Source organism: Acinetobacter amyesii (genome assembly GCF_023499985.1).
Classification (GTDB): Bacteria; Pseudomonadota; Gammaproteobacteria; order Pseudomonadales; family Moraxellaceae; genus Acinetobacter; species Acinetobacter amyesii.
This window is the reverse complement of sequence record NZ_JAMCOU010000013.1, coordinates 85924-101893: the sequence shown is the minus strand read 5'-3', so window position 1 is coordinate 101893 and position 15970 is coordinate 85924. Positions and strand designations below refer to the sequence as shown.

Genomic DNA, 15970 nt, shown 5'->3' with positions numbered 1-15970 from the left:
ATATATTTATTTTGATGTAGAAAAGAATTGATGCAAATAAAAAAGCTGGAACCTAGATCCCAGCTTTAGAATAAAAGTTTTATTTATTTCAAGAAACGTTGATAACCGAGGTTATTTGTAATCTCAACATATGGATAGGTAATATTTTCCAATGTTTCAATCAAACCATCTGGGTTTTGTTTCGCATCCGTTGCTTCCATACCCACCAATACACGACCTTCCGCAGCACCGTGATTACGGTAGTGGAATAGGGTGATGTTATGCGTTGGGCCTAGACGTTCTAAGAAAGTCAGTAATGCGCCCGGACGTTCGGGGAATTCCACGCGGAATAGGCGTTCATTTTCAATATCGGCATGACCGCCAATTAAATAACGGATATGGAGTTTAGCCACTTCATCGTCTGAAAGATCGTCTACATCGTATTGGAATTTCAAAGTTTCAAAAATTTCCTGACGTTCTTTTTCGCCATTTTTGAGACTAATACCCACAAACACTTGAGCGGCACTTGAGTAGCTTGCGCGGTAGTTAAACTCAGTGATGTTACGGCCTTGTAGTGCACGGCAGAATTTAAGGAAAGAACCTTTTTCTTCTGGAATGGTCACAGCAAAAATGGCTTCTTTGCGTTCACCGAGTTCTGTACGTTCTGCAATGTAGCGCAGACGGTCAAAGTTCATATTAGCGCCGCATACAATCGACACCATATTTTTGCCTTCTAGACCATGCTCAGCTACATATTTCTTGATTCCTGCAAGCGCCATTGCACCAGATGGTTCAACAATGCTACGGCATTCATCAAAGGTATCCTTAATGGCTGCACAGATTTCATCTGTATTTACCAGTACAACTTCACGCTCAACAATTGGGCCTGAGTTATCTGATTTTTGTAGCTGAATCACTTCAAATGGTTTTTCACCAATTTGTGCAACTGCTGTACCGTCGGCAAATAAACCTACAGATGGAAGAATGACACGTTCATTAGCTTCAAAGGCTGCTTTTAAACATGCTGATTCGTCATATTCAACAGGAATGACTTTAACATGCGGTGCCACATCACCAAGATAAGCAGCTACACCGGCAATGAGACCGCCACCGCCTACAGCAACAAATACATAGTCCACATCACGCCATTGACGCAAAATTTCGTTGGCAATGGTTCCTTGACCGGCCATAACGAGTTCGTCGTCATAAGGTGGAATAAAGGTCATACCTTCATCTTTTGCACATTGGATTGCGTATTTATTGGCTACGTCAAAAGAATCACCATGCAGAACTACTTCACCGCCTAAGCGTTTAACCGCTTGTACTTTAATGTCTGGTGTGGTTTTAGGCATAACAATAATGGCGCGGATACCTAACTTTTTACCAGATAAAGCCACGCCTTGAGCATGGTTACCTGCAGAAGCAGTAATAACGCCACGTTCCAACTGAGATTTCGGTAATTGACTAATACGGTTGTAGGCACCGCGTAGCTTGAAAGAAAAGACAGGTTGTAAATCTTCGCGCTTAAAGCGAATGTTATTGTTTAGTTTTTCACTAATTCGTGGCGCTGCTTCGAGTGGGGTTTCGATTGCAACGTCATAGACTGTTGCCTGTAATATTTGTCGAACCAAACGAGACAGCATGTTAATTTTCCATCTAACAGTTTAAAATAAGCGTTCATTGTAACAAACACCCGTACATTTGGGCTGTAAAATCAGCAACAAATGTCAAAAAATAGTTGAGCCAAGTTATGAGTCTGTATGCAACCCAAGATGAAAAGAAACAAGCTGCTGCAAAAGCTGCGTTAAAGCATTTGCCAAAGGGCGGTATTTTGGGTGTTGGTACAGGAAGTACTGTGAACTTCCTCATCGAATTATTGCCAGAGCTTCAACTCGAAGCTGCTGTTGCGAGTTCTGAAGCAACTGCACAACGTTTGAAAAAATTAGGCATTGAAGTGGTTGATATGAACCACGTTGGCGGTTTAGATGCCTATGTAGATGGCGCTGACGAAATTGACCGTCATATGCACATGATTAAAGGCGGCGGCGCTGCGTTGACTCGTGAAAAAATCGTGGCGTCTATTGCGAAAAAATTCGTTTGTATCGTAGATGATTCTAAATGGGTTGATCAGTTGGCACGTGAATTTCCGCTTCCTGTAGAAGTGATTCCAATGGCACGTTCTGCTGTGGCACGTAAAATCGTTTCTTTAGGCGGTGACCCAGTTTACCGTGAAGGTGTTGTGACTGATAACGGTAATGTAATTTTAGATGTTCATAACCTAAATATTTTGAATGCGTTGGAACTTGAAAAAACCATCAATGATATTCCTGGTGTAGTGTGTAACGGTATCTTTGCTTTAAATAAAGCGGATATTGCTGTTGTAGCAACTGATAACGGTATTGAAGAGCGTACTGCGGTTTAATCTGTTGATTCAATATAGTCCTATCAAAAGTTTAATTTATATTGAAATCTCCTTCTCTTGCGCCATATATGGCTCAGGGAGAAGGCTAGGATGAGGGAATTAATCAACCTCTCCCTAACCCTCTCCTGAAAGGAGAGGGAATTATAAGTTTCATAATAAGATTATAGAATAAATGACCCCAAACCTTCCTGAAATTCAAATTACTCGGAAATTACGTGCCACACGCCTAAGACTCCGTGTAGAACCAACTCAAATCAAATTAACGGTTCCGCAGTTTTGTACTCAGCGCCAAGTTCAAGATTTTTTGAAACAATCAGAACAATGGATGATTGAGACATGGCAGAAGCAGCAGGAAAAAGCAGGGCTTCAGGATCGAAGTCTGCCAATAAAATTAAAGTTATTTAATTTAGAACAACCGTTAATGGTTGTTTATCAAACGCAAAAACATTCATTTATCTTGGATGACGAAAGCCATCAACTATTCATCAGTGATCGACAGCCTGAGCAATATTTAAAAAGTTTTGTGATTGCTTATGCCAAAGAGTATTTACCAATTTATTTAAAGCAAGTGAGCATTGAAACAGGCTTGAAATATGGTGAGTGCTCGATTCGTCAGCCTAAAACACGCTGGGGCAGCTGTTCTTCTAAGCATGACATTATGCTGAATAGTGGATTGGTGTTGTTCCCATTGGAAATTGCACGATATGTAGCTGTACATGAGTTAGCGCATACTAAGCACTTTGATCATAGTCTGAATTTTTGGGAGGAGGTGGAGAAGCATGATATAAATTTTCAGCAGCATCGAAAAATACTAAAAATGACGGCAATGCCTTGGTGGTGGGTGCTCTGAATTAAAGGCACTAAGTTGTAAACACTAAAGCATTTCTTAATATATTATGTCAATTAAATCAAATCCTTCTTGGTATGTAGGCGGTTCTAATGCGTAATAAACATTGGTTAATGCCATCAGATCGACTATTTCATCTGAAGGGCGTTGAGCGTTTCTTTTTATGCATACTTCGAGCGGAATTTGAAACCATACAGCAACGCATTTTTTACCCAATTATTTAGCTTGCTCAATTATCGGTAGACGTTCAGATTGCTTTACTAAAATAGCATCAAAAATAATATTTTCAGGTTCGCGGGATATTTGGTTTTTGGCCCAAGTTGATTTCCCAGCCCCTTGGCATCCGATCAATATATAAATGACTTTAACCTTTAGGTTAGTTTTTAATACATGCTTAAAAGCGTCAAAACAGCATTGCCATGCTTGAATATTTCTTTCTTTAGTGAAGACACGACCTTGAGCTGTGGATAGGTAATGATCAGGATTTATATGCATGATCTGACTTAATAGGATTCAGAAGATAAGCTAACATTATAAAGTGAAGCTTTATATGTCAAAACAGTTCAGAAAACCGTAACTTCCTGTCATACTACGCAGTCATCAAATGGATACTTTGAATAGAGGTAATGAGCGTGATTTCAGTAGGTATTGTCGGCGGTACAGGTTACACAGGTGTTGAATTACTGCGTATTTTACTGCGACACCCAAATGCAGAAGTAAAAGTTCTGACATCACGTACTGAAAATGGCCGCCGTGTGGATGATATGTTCCCAAGCTTGCGTGGACATACAGACCTTTGCTATTCAGATCTAAATATTGAAGAACTAAAACAATGTGACGTTATATTCTTTGCTACGCCTCACGGTGTAGCAATGAAACACGCAGAAGAGTTAGTTGCTGCAAATACTAAAGTGATTGACCTTGCTGCTGACTTCCGCTTGCAAGACTTAGCTCAATTTGAGAAATGGTATGGTTTAGACCATGCCTGTCCAGAGCTATTAAAAGATTCAGTTTATGGTTTGTCTGAATTAAACCGTGAAAAAATTCAAAAGGCTTCAGTGATTGGTAACCCAGGTTGTTACCCAACAACTGTTCAGCTCGGTTTAGCGCCAGTATTAAAAGCCGAAGGATTAGTGAAACCTGAAAGCATTATTATTGATGCAAAATCAGGTGTGTCTGGTGCAGGTCGTAAAGCCAGCCTAGGTATGATCTATTCTGAAAATGCAGATAACTTTAAAGCATATGGTGTAGCTGGTCACCGTCATCATCCCGAAATTGTAGAAGCCTTAGAAAATATTTCAGGTCAAAAAGGTGTGTTTAACGAAATTTTATTCGTACCGCATTTAGTACCGATGATTCGTGGCATGCTCAGCACTATCTATATTGATTTGACAGACGCAGGTGCTTCTGCGGATTTACAAAGCATATATGAACAGTTCTATGCCAATGAGCAGTTTGTAGATGTTATGCCTGCAGGTAGCTCACCTGAAACACGTACTGTGCGTGGTGCGAACCAATTACGTATTGCGATTTGCAAACCTCAACCGAAAAAATTAGTGATTTTGGTGGCTCAAGACAACTTGGTGAAAGGTGCAGCAGGTCAAGCCGTACAAAATATGAACTTGATGTTTAGTTTTGCTGAAAATGCAGGACTTCAAGGCATTGGTTTATTACCATAAGAAACGATTTAAAACTTCACACACATTTAAAACTGGATTTAAATGTGTGCCTTGAGTGAACTAAAAATAAGAGATGACGATGTCGAATACAGAATCTAATTTCAAGTCAGAACCTGAAAACAGTGAAAAAACGCCTTTTATGAAGACGAATATGCCACTGGCGATTGGTGCAGTTGTACTTGCATTGAGCAGCGGTTTGCTCGGATATAGTATTGGTCATCGTCAGGGCTTAACTGTGGTCGGTTATGATGCAGATGCAGAGCAACTTGTTGATGTGGTGCAAAAGCAAAAAACTGAATTAGCAGGCCTGAATAAAAGTTTGAATGCGGCAATTCAAGAGCGTGATGTTGCTGTAAGTAATTCAAATGATTTATATTTGGCTGTTAAAAAAGCACGTGATGATCAAGAATTAACCGGTAATTTGGGTGTTTTGTATCGTGAAGTATTGCGCCAACGTGGTGGTATGCCGCTTGCAGTACAACATTTAGCGATTAAACCGTTACCTGAAAATGCGTATGAATACCAACTTGATCTCGTTCAAGTAAGTCCGTCAAAAAGTAATGTGTCTGGAAGTGTTGAGCTGCGTCTAATTAAGGGTACAGAAGTACTTGCAGTGCCTTTAGAAGACAAAAACTTTAACTTTAGCGAAAGTGAGCGACTCACTGGACGTTGGACCATGCCAAAAGGCTTTAGTCCAGACTTTATTGAAGTGCGTTTAAGCGGTTCTAAACCCGTTATTCGCCGTTTTAGCTGGTCGAAAGGTCAGCCTGTTGAAAATCAATCTGCCTTCCTTTCAGAAATTCCTCAAACTGAAGCAAGTGCAAACTAAGTGTGAAACCTAAATCCTATGCGAACCAATAAGCGTCAAACGTGTTTATCTGACATTAAAAATTCATTTTACCAATCTGGTTTAGTGGACTGGCATCTAAACCCGACTCTCAGCCAAGGTACGCAGGATGATGGTGATTCAGACATTCAAGTATTGACTGCGCCACCTGAGTTAAAGCGTCCTCCTATGTATGCTGTCGTTTTAATGAACGATGATTACACCCCAATGGACTTTGTAATTGAAATTTTACAACAATACTTTGCTTTGAATCTTGACCAAGCCACTCAAGTAATGCTAACTGTACATTATGAAGGAAAGGGTGTTGCAGGGGTTTATCCGCGAGACATCGCAGAGACTAAAGCAAATCAGGTCAATAATTACGCTCGGTCGCAAAGTCATCCATTACTTTGTCAGATTGAGCCAAAAGATTAATAAGGGGATTACATGCTCAGTCGTCAATTAGAAGTATCACTACGTTTGGCTGTCAGCATGGCTCGTCAAAAGAGACATGAATTTTTGACGGTAGAACATTTATTATTGGCTTTACTGGATAATGATTCCGCTGTTAATGCATTGAAAGCATGTGGCGCAGACATTATTGTGCTTCGCAAAGAACTTGAAGAATACGTAGAACAACATACCCCTAAGCTTGGCGAAAATAGCGATCAAGCACCACATCCTACAGAAAGTTTTGATCGTATTTTGCAGCGTGCAATTTTCCATGTGCAATCGAGTGGTAATGACCGCACTGTAGAAGGTGCAGACATTTTAGTTGCGATGTATTCAGAGCGTGATTCATTTGCGGTGTATTTACTTAAACGCCATCAAATCAACCGTTTGACATTAACGCAGTATTTGTCACATGGCACACGTAAAGATGAAGTCCAAGCCGAAGAGGAAATTGAAGAGCTCGATGGTGAAAACACCACGTCTTCAAATTCTGGCCCATTAGAGCTATATACGACCAATCTGAATGTTGAAGCTCAAAAAGGCAAAACAGATCCACTGATTGGTCGTGAAAAAGAGATTGAACGTACAGCTCAAATTCTATGCCGTCGCCGTAAAAATAACCCACTTTTGGTGGGTGATCCGGGTGTAGGTAAAACTTCGATTGCTGAAGGTTTGGCTTGGCTCATTGTAAATGGCAAAGCTCCTAAACCGCTTGAAAATGCAGAAGTATTTAGTTTAGACATTGGTGCTTTAGTTGCAGGAACTAAATACCGTGGTGATTTTGAAAAGCGTTTAAAACAACTGTTAAATGCATTGAAGAAAAAGCCCGAAGCTATTTTATTTATTGATGAAATTCACATGATCATCGGTGCAGGCTCAAGTATGGGCAGCACGATGGATGCATCGAACCTCATCAAACCTGCTTTGGCGAATGGTACTTTGCGTTGTATCGGTTCGACGACTTTCCAAGAATACCGTCAAGTTTTTGAAAAAGATCATGCATTATCTCGTCGTTTCCAAAAAATTGATGTCAATGAACCATCTATTTCAGAAACGATTGATATTCTGCGTGGCTTAAAAGGCAAATTTGAAGAATTCCATCATGTGAAATACGAAGATCAAGCGTTGGTTTCTGCGGTAGAACTATCTGCGAAATTTATCAATGATCGTTTCTTGCCTGATAAAGCCATTGATGTGATTGATGAAGCTGGTGCGCAGCGTCGTTTAAAAGCTGAGCAAGATGATACAGTCATTTCAGTTGAAAACATTGAAGATATCGTTTCGAAAATTGCGCGTATTCCACCAAAAACTGTCTCTAAAGATGACAAGAGCGTTCTTGAACATCTAGAGCGTGATCTGAAACGTGTGGTGTTTGGTCAAGATGAAGCGATTGAAGCGCTTGCATCTGCGATTAAATTATCTCGTGCAGGTCTAAAAGCACCAGATAAGCCAGTGGGTAATTTTGTCTTTGCTGGTCCTACAGGTGTGGGTAAAACTGAAGTCACTAAGCAATTGGCAAAATTATTAGGCGTTGAACTTGTACGTTTCGATATGTCGGAATACATGGAACGTCATGCCGTATCTCGTTTAATTGGTGCGCCTCCGGGTTATGTAGGTTTTGATCAAGGTGGTTTGTTGACCGACGCGATTCATAAGAATCCGCATTGCGTACTTTTACTAGACGAAATTGAGAAAGCACATCCAGATGTCTTTAATTTGTTATTACAAATTATGGATCATGGTTCATTAACGGATAACAATGGTCGTAAGTCTGACTTCCGTAACGTCGTGTTAGTGCTGACTACCAATATTGGTGCAGAATCAATTTCACGTGTGAGCATTGGTTTCATGGATCAAGATAACAGTAATGATAACCAAGACGCGATGAAAAAAGCCTTCTCTCCGGAGTTCCGTAACCGCTTAGATGGTGTTATTCAATTTAAAGCATTGCCAACAACTGTCATTGAAAGTGTGGTTGATAAGTTTTTAACAGAGCTTCAGGCACAGTTAGATGACAAAAAAGTGGTTCTTGAGGTTGACCAAGATGCACGCGAATGGATGGCAGAGCAAGGATACGATCGCTTGATGGGCGCTCGTCCAATGCAGCGTTTAATTCAAGAGCATTTGAAGAAACCGCTTGCTGAAATGATTTTGTTTGGCGAGCTTGCGGAACATGGCGGTAATGTTGGTGTTTCAGTGAAGAAAGAAAATGGTAAAGCTGTGGGCTTAAAACTCGAAGTGTTTGAAGACCAAACCGCTGAACCTGCTTAAGTAATTTAATTAACGAAAAACCCGTGCTTGCACGGGTTTTTTATATTTATTCGACGCTAGATTTGGGTTTCTCAATGATGGACATACCATTAACAAAAGTGCTGACCACATTTGGTTTATTTGCACTGACAGCACTGATGGAAATTTTAGGCTGTTACTTCCCATATTTGATTTTAAATCAGCAAAAATCGCAGTGGTTATGGATTCCAACAGCGCTTGCATTGGCTGCATTTGTTTGGTTATTGACGTTGCATCCAGCAGCTTCGGGTCGTATCTATGCAGCCTATGGCGGAATCTACATTTTCTCTGCATTGCTGTGGTTGCGTTTTGTCGATCACGTAGTTCTAACACGTTGGGATATGCTAGGTGGCGTCATTGTGTTGGTGGGCGCAGCTGTGATTGTATTACAGCCTCAAGGTTTAATTCGTTAAGTTAAACAATGCAAAAGTTAAACCAAGAGCTGTAAGAAACCAAGAGCTGTAAGAAATTAGATATTTATTTAAATTTGCACTCTGTATTTTTAATGATAATTTCGTATTGATTGCTACCCGAGCTTAGATCCATTTCAATTTTATATGGATTAACACGTTGAAATTGATGCTCGAATAGTAATTCACAGTTTTGGAGTGAATTATGCTTGATGAGTTGCTTCACCTTATGTTCACCGACTGATTGTTCAAATTGCGCAAAATCAGGGGTGGTGATAATACCATCAATTTCAATCTTATCCGCTTCAATTTCCATTTTTTCCATCAACATATTCTGATCAACTTGATAGGGAAGAGTGCGTGAATCTTCATCACTAATGGCAGCCAGTATTTCGTTTAAACCTGTTTTATTTTTAATTTTAAAATTGCTATCTAAAATCTGATTTATCACCAAGTATTGATCTAATTCACTTGGTTCACCAGCAAAGCTAAAAGTAGATAAGCTCAATCCAAGAGCCAATAAGCAAATATTTCTTAAACGCATAATCTTAATCACTTATAAAAGTTATGGTTTTATTAAAGCATGCAAAAACAAAAAAAGCACCCGAAGGTGCTTTTTTTATCTAAGTAAAACCTTAGTCTTTTTTAAGATTTTCGTTAATTAAAAATTCAACAAGTGCTTTTTGTGCATGTAAGCGATTTTCAGCTTCATCCCAAACCACGGCATTTTTGTGGTCAAGCATATTTTCAGAAATTTCTTCGCCACGATGCGCAGGTAAGCAGTGCATAAATAAGCAGTCAGCGTGAGCAAGATCCATCAGGCGTTCATTTACTTGATAATCAGCAAACGCTTTTTCACGAATTTTTTGCTCTTCTTCTTGGCCCATACTTGCCCAAACATCTGTCACGATTAAATCTGCATTAACCGCAGCATCTTCTGCAGAATCAACAAGTTCCACACAGTGTGCAAATTCAGATAAAAATTCTGCTTTAGGTTCATAGCCCTTAGGTGCAGCGATTTTTAATTTAAAGCCCCACATATGAGCCGCTTCAATATATGAGTTACACATATTGTTGCCATCACCAATCCAAGCAACCGTTTTACCTTCAATAGAACCACGGTGTTCAACAAATGTTTGAACATCGGCAAGTAATTGGCAAGGGTGATGATCATCTGTTAATGCATTGATGACAGGAACTTTTGAATAAGAAGCAAAACGTTCAACAATGTCATGACCAAAAGTACGAATCATCACAATATCAAGCATGCTTGAAATCACACGTGCAGAATCTTCCACTGGCTCACCACGACCTAATTGAGAGTCGCGAGATGAAAGGAAAATTGCACTACCACCAAATTGGCTCATTCCTGCTTCAAACGATACACGTGTACGGGTGCTCGATTTCTCAAAAATCATGCCCATGACTTTACCAACGAAAGGTTGGAAAACTTCATTGTTATGCTGTTTGCGCTTGAGTTCGATACCGCGCTGTACAATTTGATTGAGTTCTAAAGTCGATAAATCGCGTAAAGTTAGAAAGTGACGTAGAGCCATTGTTACTCCACAATAATTGCTGAATCAAAAAACAAAACAACAATTAGTTGTTGGTTGGTTAGAGAAAAAGGAATCGATTAATATACTATAAGAGAGGTAAATTGCAAAAAATCTAGCGCTTTTGGTGACCGTCTAGGAAACGATCGACGCAATAACTGATGTAATTGATGGTTTCTTGATCATTTTCATCAATGGTAATGCCCATGAGAACGCGCCATTCTAAATTTCGCAAAATTCCAAAATAAAATTGAGCCGAAAACAACGGGTTTTCACAATACAGCAAACCGTGTTGATGCGCTTGATTTAAAATTTCTGCAACGGTGTTCTGAATTTGTTTTGGGCCTTGCTCATGAATATAACGTGCTATTTCAGGATTACGTCCTGTTTGTTCTAAGACTAACCGCATAAATGCCGCATTTTCAGGCATCACGATATGCTGATGAAAGTCACTTAAAGTATTGATGAGATAAGCACGAATATCGGTGTCAGGGCTCACCGTAAATGGTAGGCAAATATCTTTGAAAAATAAGCAGCGACGATAGTCACAAATGGCCTTAAATAATCCGTCTTTATTACCAAAATATTTATAGATTGACGCTTTTGAACCACCCGCATGGTTCACGATGTCATCTAATGAAACTGCATCAAACCCACGTTTTAAAAAAAGCTCCGTAGCACTTTCTAAAAGCGCAACACATCGTTCATGTCCGCGCCGCGTTTGTGGCTGGTCATGCGTTAAAGGTTCAATGTGTATTAAATCTTGCATAAAGTGATAATATTTAACAAAAAAAGAGCTGATTTGACGATAATTATAGCAAAAAATTCAGTACTTTTCTGCTTTGCTCATAAATAAGGGATCTTTGACTAAAGAATAACAACAGATAGGTGACAAGTGAAATATTTGACTAAAGTTTTAGAGTTAATATTCTACAAAGCCATAGAGTTGGAAAAAAATATGGATATACTCAAACTTCGAAAATTAAAGTAAATGCCGTGGAAAGGAATATGACACAACAAACGTCTGCAGGCTTAAGATTTAGACAAGCATTGGAAATCGAAAAACCATTACAAATCATTGGCACAGTAAATGCCTATGCAGCAATGATGGCAAAAGAAGTTGGCTATAAAGCCATATATTTATCTGGTGCAGGTGTTGCGAACTATTCATATGGTTTACCTGACTTAGGCATGACCAGTTTAGATAATGTTTTGGAAGATGTTCGTCGTATTACTGAACGTGTAGATACGCCATTGCTTGTCGATATCGATACAGGTTGGGGCGGTGCATTTAATATTGCCCGCACTGTGAAGCAAATGATTGCTGCGGGTGCTGCAGCGGTTCATATCGAAGACCAAGTGGCACAAAAGCGTTGTGGTCACCGTCCGAACAAAGAAATTGTGACGCAGCAGGAAATGGTTGACCGTATTAAAGCGGCTGTTGATGCAAAAACCGATTCAAACTTTGTAGTGATGGCACGTACAGACGCATTACAAAAAGAAGGTTTGCAAGCAGTGATCGACCGTGCATGTGCATGTGTAGAAGCAGGCGCAGATGCCATCTTTGCTGAAGCGATGACTGACATTACCATGTATAAAACAGTCTGCGATGCAGTCGGTGTCCCTGTACTGGCAAACATTACAGAGTTTGGTGATACCCCTTACTACACCAAAGAAGAACTAGGCGAGCAGGGTATTGCAATGGTGCTTTACCCATTATCACCAACACGTGCAATGCAAAAAGCGGCACTCGAAGTAATGCATGCGATCCGCAATGACGGTACACAAGTCAATGTACTAGATAAAATGCAGCAACGAAAAGAACTCTATCAATTCCTCGATTATCACACTTTTGAAAACACCTTAGATAAATTGTTCACTGAAGGAAAATAAAAAATGGCTGAAGGAAAAGTACTCACGGGCGCAGGACTGCGCGGACAAGTAGCTGGTAAAACTGCATTGTCAACTGTAGGCAAAAGTGGTGCGGGCTTAACCTATCGTGGTTATGACGTTCAAGATTTGGCAGAAAACTGTCAGTTTGAAGAAGTTGCGTATCTCATTTTCTTTGGTGAATTGCCAACAACAGAACAACTAGCAGCATACAAAGCCAAACTCAAATCATTGCGTCAATTGCCGCAAGCATTGAAAGAAGTATTAGAACGTATTCCTGCTGACTCACACCCAATGGACGTGATGCGTACAGGCGTTTCAATGCTCGGTAACCTTGAAACTGAAAAATCATTCGATGAACAACAAGATGTTGCAGACCGTATTTTGGCAACGCTACCTGCGATCATCTGCTACTGGTATCGCTTCAGTCATGATGGCGTACGTGTAGAAGAAAACACCGATGATGATTCAATCGGCGCTCAATTCTTACATTTACTTCGTGGCGAAAAACCAAATGAATTGCATGAGCAAGTGATGAACGTGTCACTGATTCTGTATGCAGAGCATGAGTTTAACGCTTCAACATTCACAGCGCGTGTATGTGCATCAACATTGTCAGATATGCATTCATGTATCACAGGTGCAATTGGTTCACTTCGTGGCCCATTACATGGCGGTGCAAATGAAGCAGCAATGGAAATGATTGAAAACTGGACGTCTCCAGAAGAAGCTGAGCGAGAAATGCTAGGCAAACTTGAGCGTAAAGAAAAGATCATGGGCTTTGGTCATGCGATTTACAAAGATAACGATCCACGTAATGGCATTATCAAGAAATGGTCTGAACGCCTAGCAAAAGATGTCGGTGATACTGTACTTTATCCTGTATCAGTGCGCTGTGAAGAAGTGATGTGGCGTGAGAAGAAATTATTCTGTAATGCTGATTTCTTCCATGCATCTGCATATCATTTCATGGATATTGCAACTAAACTGTTTACGCCAATTTTCGTGATGAGCCGTGTAACGGGTTGGGCAGCACACGTGATGGAACAACGTGCGGACAATCGTATTATTCGCCCAAGTGCGGACTATACAGGTCCGGAATTACGTAAAGTTGTGCCAATTGCAGAGCGTTCTGCAGCATAATTTTAAGTGTAATAAAAAAGCCTCAAAAGAGGCTTTTTTATTATTTGTTATTTAATTTAACAATCTATTTGGATAGTAAAACTGGATCTTCAACGCTATATCCTGTTTCAAATGGAATCCCTAGATATTTAACAGTTACTAAATAAAAAGGCTTTTGCACTACACGATAAGTTTTAGAGATTTTTAAACCTTCTTTATAGGTCTCAGCCTTTTGTACAGCGCTTTTATACTGCGAATTTTTAACACGATATTGATAGGTCCATTTATCAATGGTTTCAGTGGGGTCATACCATGATTTTGCAGTGCCATTCATGGTTGTTAATACCTGTATTCGAGCATTATTGTTATTTACAGGTGTTAACTTGACTAAACGTTTTTTTATTTTCGCGATTTCTTTATCAAACTGGGTGCTGTCTTGATCGTAATCAATCCGTTTTGTCTTTGGATTAATATACAAAGACTTCACTGTAATTAATTGCGTCGGCTTTTGGCTATTTAATTGATAATAATATAATTGTGGTAAACGACCACGACCATCTTCAAAATGACGCATTAAATAGATTTTTTGATCTTTTTTATCAAAACCTAAAACCTCAATGGTTTGAGGGCCGCCTACCGTCGCGAAAGCAGAGCAGGACAGTAGGGTGCTAATTGCGAATGCATTGAAATGACGTAGCTGCATTTTCTTGTCCTGATAAGTAAATTCCTTAATACAGTATGCGATGCAAAATGATATTTAAATATGAAGATTATGTATGTTTTATTCTGCATTTAAGATGTCTAATACACTGTGAGCAACATTTTCAGTTAACTGATCTAGGCGTTCTAAAGCCGTACCTAAAATAAAATAGTGATAATTATAGATACGACCGTCATGTAAGATTGAAATATAAAATGTACCTTCGGGTTTTTCTACGGTTGCACTGCCACCAGGTTTGAGTAATCCAGTGCAGGCCACCACAAAGTCCGCATGTAAAAATAGTTGTTGTCCTTGCTCAGCCATCGCTTGAGTCACTTCTGCGGATTCGGCCGTAAATTTTTCTATTAGTAGAGGATCTACTTTTAAAATTTCACGCTTGATTGATGGATCATAGCTCACTAGTCCACCTAATAAGATATCTGCACCACTATTCTTATAAATTGAAAATTGACTACATAAATAACCAGAGCTTGCACTCTCGATAAACGCGATAGTCATGGATTTTTGTTCTAAAGCATCGCAACACTGTTTAAGCATGTGCTTACCCCAAAGTAGAATGGTGAATGATCATTAGTATTCTTAAAATTTTAGCATTGATTTCGCTCGCCTGTAATTTCACTAAAAGTCTAAGTTGGTACTGTGTGTGTTGTGGAATTCACGAAAATAGCGTGATTGTTTAGAAGCTGTACGAAAATATGAAATAAAGGTTTCTTCGGAAGGAAAACGATGTTAAAACTTAAAATAAAGAGCGTAACAAAAGTAGGTTTATTTCAATGAAAACGACTGTTAAATATGTAGTATTAAAAAGCCTAGACTATCAATTGGGCACGCCACTTTTTCAAGAAGAATTAGACGCAGATAGCCTGTATTTTGATCAAATTCCGGCTGTAATTCAGTATCAAAATCATCAATTCAAAGTGAAAAGCAAAGAGTTAAAGCGAGTTTATTTGGCGGAAGAAAATGAAGACATGCAAACCATTATTGTGAAAGTACTTGCTGTTTAATTTCGATCAATTTGTAGTATTAAAAATACAGTTCTCATTGAGTTGGGAGCTGTTTTTTTGTATTTGACAGACTCAAATTTATATATAAATCTAGATTTAAAGGAGATATGTATTTTTAATGACCACTTGATCGTGTCGTCTTCGCTATTCGACTAACAGCTATTTAATCCCCCAGATATTATTTAGTATAATTTATCTGTTTTTTCATGGGGGGAAGAAATGATGGACTTATTTAAATTTCTAAAAAGCTTTAATACAACGGGCACTTATCTTTTAATTTCAACGATTTCGCTAGTATGCTTAGTTGTGTATTTCTATTTTATTAATCCAAAATGATCTAAGTTGGTTACCAACATCTTTGGCTTTAAATAAAAAGCTTAGTAAGTAAAACTACATAATTAAATTTTTTATCAAAAATATTGATATAAATTTTTGAATAAATTTAAAATAGAGCTAATGGTTTTAATTCATTTGTGTATGGGTAAAGCCAAAACGATAGCAAGGTTTTTCTATGCAAGATTTTATGAAAGAAGAAGCGCCACGTACGAAAGTTTTTGGACGTAGGTTTGTTCATCTAGGAATTATATTGCGGAATAAGACCTTACCGGTAGGTTTGTGCAACAAAGCCTTTAACGATATAAAAACTTTAATTTTTTAAAATTGTAAAAAAATAACTTTTAAGACTTTTAGGTTATGTATTTTAATTAAACTTAACAATGGTTTAGCTAGATATTTAAAATGGATAAAATTAATATCTTTAATTTACATTAATTTT

At 38.9% G+C, this 15970-nt stretch carries 17 protein-coding genes; 10 read left to right on the top strand and 7 right to left on the bottom strand.

Going from position 1 to position 15970, the window contains the following annotated elements:
- Nucleotides 1–83: 83 nt before the first annotated feature.
- Nucleotides 84–1622, bottom strand: coding sequence for a threonine ammonia-lyase, biosynthetic (ilvA, locus tag M5F03_RS01920; protein WP_180004662.1), 1539 nt, complete (start codon nt 1620–1622; stop codon nt 84–86).
- Between the two features lie 107 nt (nt 1623–1729).
- Between ilvA and rpiA the strand changes: the two genes are divergently transcribed.
- Complete coding sequence (gene rpiA, locus M5F03_RS01915) at nt 1730–2401, top strand: ribose-5-phosphate isomerase RpiA (RefSeq protein ID WP_249706195.1); 672 nt, start codon at nt 1730–1732, stop codon at nt 2399–2401.
- A gap of 172 nt (nt 2402–2573) precedes the next feature.
- A complete protein-coding gene (locus M5F03_RS01910; RefSeq protein ID WP_249706193.1) occupies nt 2574–3251 on the top strand; it encodes a YgjP family zinc-dependent metalloprotease in 678 nt (225 codons plus the stop codon).
- Between the two features lie 213 nt (nt 3252–3464).
- Here the strand turns inward: M5F03_RS01910 and M5F03_RS01905 are convergent, their stop codons facing one another.
- Nucleotides 3465–3743, bottom strand: a complete 279-nt coding sequence (locus tag M5F03_RS01905) for a hypothetical protein (protein ID WP_249706190.1) — start codon at nt 3741–3743, stop codon at nt 3465–3467.
- A gap of 131 nt (nt 3744–3874) precedes the next feature.
- Between M5F03_RS01905 and argC the strand changes: the two genes are divergently transcribed.
- From argC to M5F03_RS01880, 5 genes are all read left to right on the top strand, one after another.
- Nucleotides 3875–4927, top strand: a complete 1053-nt coding sequence (argC, locus tag M5F03_RS01900; RefSeq protein ID WP_249706185.1) for an N-acetyl-gamma-glutamyl-phosphate reductase — start codon at nt 3875–3877, stop codon at nt 4925–4927.
- 79 nt (nt 4928–5006) lie between these two features.
- The gene (locus M5F03_RS01895; RefSeq protein WP_078193467.1) at nt 5007–5756 is read left to right on the top strand and encodes a hypothetical protein; all 750 of its coding nucleotides are present in this window, start codon (nt 5007–5009) and stop codon (nt 5754–5756) included.
- A gap of 18 nt (nt 5757–5774) precedes the next feature.
- Nucleotides 5775–6188 carry an ATP-dependent Clp protease adapter ClpS gene (gene clpS, locus M5F03_RS01890; RefSeq protein ID WP_078188641.1) on the top strand — a complete coding sequence of 138 codons (414 nt, stop codon included), beginning with the start codon at nt 5775–5777 and terminating at the stop codon, nt 6186–6188.
- A gap of 12 nt (nt 6189–6200) precedes the next feature.
- Complete coding sequence (clpA, locus tag M5F03_RS01885; protein ID WP_249706184.1) at nt 6201–8477, top strand: ATP-dependent Clp protease ATP-binding subunit ClpA; 2277 nt, start codon at nt 6201–6203, stop codon at nt 8475–8477.
- A 77-nt stretch (nt 8478–8554) separates the two neighbouring features.
- Nucleotides 8555–8908, top strand: a complete 354-nt coding sequence (locus M5F03_RS01880) for a YnfA family protein (protein ID WP_111883867.1) — start codon at nt 8555–8557, stop codon at nt 8906–8908.
- A gap of 64 nt (nt 8909–8972) precedes the next feature.
- On the opposite strand, the gene M5F03_RS01875 is transcribed toward M5F03_RS01880, so the two are convergent.
- The 3 genes from M5F03_RS01875 to M5F03_RS01865 all read right to left on the bottom strand — a co-directional run bounded on the left by M5F03_RS01875 (nt 8973) and on the right by M5F03_RS01865 (nt 11227).
- A complete protein-coding gene (locus tag M5F03_RS01875) occupies nt 8973–9449 on the bottom strand; it encodes a hypothetical protein (RefSeq protein WP_249706182.1) in 477 nt (158 codons plus the stop codon).
- Between the two features lie 91 nt (nt 9450–9540).
- The gene (argF, locus tag M5F03_RS01870; protein ID WP_078193464.1) at nt 9541–10461 is read right to left on the bottom strand and encodes an ornithine carbamoyltransferase; all 921 of its coding nucleotides are present in this window, start codon (nt 10459–10461) and stop codon (nt 9541–9543) included.
- 112 nt (nt 10462–10573) lie between these two features.
- Nucleotides 10574–11227, bottom strand: coding sequence for a TetR/AcrR family transcriptional regulator (locus M5F03_RS01865; protein WP_078188637.1), 654 nt, complete (start codon nt 11225–11227; stop codon nt 10574–10576).
- Between the two features lie 239 nt (nt 11228–11466).
- Here M5F03_RS01865 and prpB point away from each other — a divergent pair, with 239 nt between their 5' ends.
- Both prpB and prpC read left to right on the top strand, forming a co-directional pair.
- The gene (gene prpB / locus M5F03_RS01860) at nt 11467–12351 is read left to right on the top strand and encodes a methylisocitrate lyase (RefSeq protein ID WP_111883701.1); all 885 of its coding nucleotides are present in this window, start codon (nt 11467–11469) and stop codon (nt 12349–12351) included.
- 3 nt (nt 12352–12354) lie between these two features.
- The gene (gene prpC, locus M5F03_RS01855) at nt 12355–13491 is read left to right on the top strand and encodes a bifunctional 2-methylcitrate synthase/citrate synthase (protein ID WP_078193462.1); all 1137 of its coding nucleotides are present in this window, start codon (nt 12355–12357) and stop codon (nt 13489–13491) included.
- A gap of 64 nt (nt 13492–13555) precedes the next feature.
- On the opposite strand, the gene M5F03_RS01850 is transcribed toward prpC, so the two are convergent.
- Both M5F03_RS01850 and M5F03_RS01845 read right to left on the bottom strand, forming a co-directional pair.
- Nucleotides 13556–14173, bottom strand: coding sequence for an aminotransferase (locus M5F03_RS01850; RefSeq protein ID WP_180106444.1), 618 nt, complete (start codon nt 14171–14173; stop codon nt 13556–13558).
- A gap of 78 nt (nt 14174–14251) precedes the next feature.
- Nucleotides 14252–14728 carry a CinA family protein gene (locus M5F03_RS01845; RefSeq protein WP_168379808.1) on the bottom strand — a complete coding sequence of 159 codons (477 nt, stop codon included), beginning with the start codon at nt 14726–14728 and terminating at the stop codon, nt 14252–14254.
- 236 nt (nt 14729–14964) lie between these two features.
- Here M5F03_RS01845 and M5F03_RS01840 point away from each other — a divergent pair, with 236 nt between their 5' ends.
- Complete coding sequence (locus tag M5F03_RS01840; protein ID WP_078190858.1) at nt 14965–15195, top strand: hypothetical protein; 231 nt, start codon at nt 14965–14967, stop codon at nt 15193–15195.
- Nucleotides 15196–15970 lie beyond the last annotated feature (775 nt).

Excerpts from the sequence above, each read along its gene's own strand:
- ilvA (WP_180004662.1), bottom strand. The coding sequence starts at position 1,622 with ATGCTGTCTCGTTTGGTTCGACAAATATTACAGGCAACAGTCTATGAC.
- rpiA (WP_249706195.1), top strand. The coding sequence starts at position 1,730 with ATGAGTCTGTATGCAACCCAAGATGAAAAGAAACAAGCTGCTGCAAAA.
- M5F03_RS01910 (WP_249706193.1), top strand. The coding sequence starts at position 2,574 with ATGACCCCAAACCTTCCTGAAATTCAAATTACTCGGAAATTACGTGCC.
- M5F03_RS01905 (WP_249706190.1), bottom strand. The coding sequence starts at position 3,743 with ATGCATATAAATCCTGATCATTACCTATCCACAGCTCAAGGTCGTGTC.
- argC (WP_249706185.1), top strand. The coding sequence starts at position 3,875 with ATGAGCGTGATTTCAGTAGGTATTGTCGGCGGTACAGGTTACACAGGT.
- M5F03_RS01895 (WP_078193467.1), top strand. The coding sequence starts at position 5,007 with ATGTCGAATACAGAATCTAATTTCAAGTCAGAACCTGAAAACAGTGAA.
- clpS (WP_078188641.1), top strand. The coding sequence starts at position 5,775 with ATGCGAACCAATAAGCGTCAAACGTGTTTATCTGACATTAAAAATTCA.
- clpA (WP_249706184.1), top strand. The coding sequence starts at position 6,201 with ATGCTCAGTCGTCAATTAGAAGTATCACTACGTTTGGCTGTCAGCATG.
- M5F03_RS01880 (WP_111883867.1), top strand. The coding sequence starts at position 8,555 with ATGGACATACCATTAACAAAAGTGCTGACCACATTTGGTTTATTTGCA.
- M5F03_RS01875 (WP_249706182.1), bottom strand. The coding sequence starts at position 9,449 with ATGCGTTTAAGAAATATTTGCTTATTGGCTCTTGGATTGAGCTTATCT.
- argF (WP_078193464.1), bottom strand. The coding sequence starts at position 10,461 with ATGGCTCTACGTCACTTTCTAACTTTACGCGATTTATCGACTTTAGAA.
- M5F03_RS01865 (WP_078188637.1), bottom strand. The coding sequence starts at position 11,227 with ATGCAAGATTTAATACACATTGAACCTTTAACGCATGACCAGCCACAA.
- prpB (WP_111883701.1), top strand. The coding sequence starts at position 11,467 with ATGACACAACAAACGTCTGCAGGCTTAAGATTTAGACAAGCATTGGAA.
- prpC (WP_078193462.1), top strand. The coding sequence starts at position 12,355 with ATGGCTGAAGGAAAAGTACTCACGGGCGCAGGACTGCGCGGACAAGTA.
- M5F03_RS01850 (WP_180106444.1), bottom strand. The coding sequence starts at position 14,173 with ATGCAGCTACGTCATTTCAATGCATTCGCAATTAGCACCCTACTGTCC.
- M5F03_RS01845 (WP_168379808.1), bottom strand. The coding sequence starts at position 14,728 with ATGCTTAAACAGTGTTGCGATGCTTTAGAACAAAAATCCATGACTATC.
- M5F03_RS01840 (WP_078190858.1), top strand. The coding sequence starts at position 14,965 with ATGAAAACGACTGTTAAATATGTAGTATTAAAAAGCCTAGACTATCAA.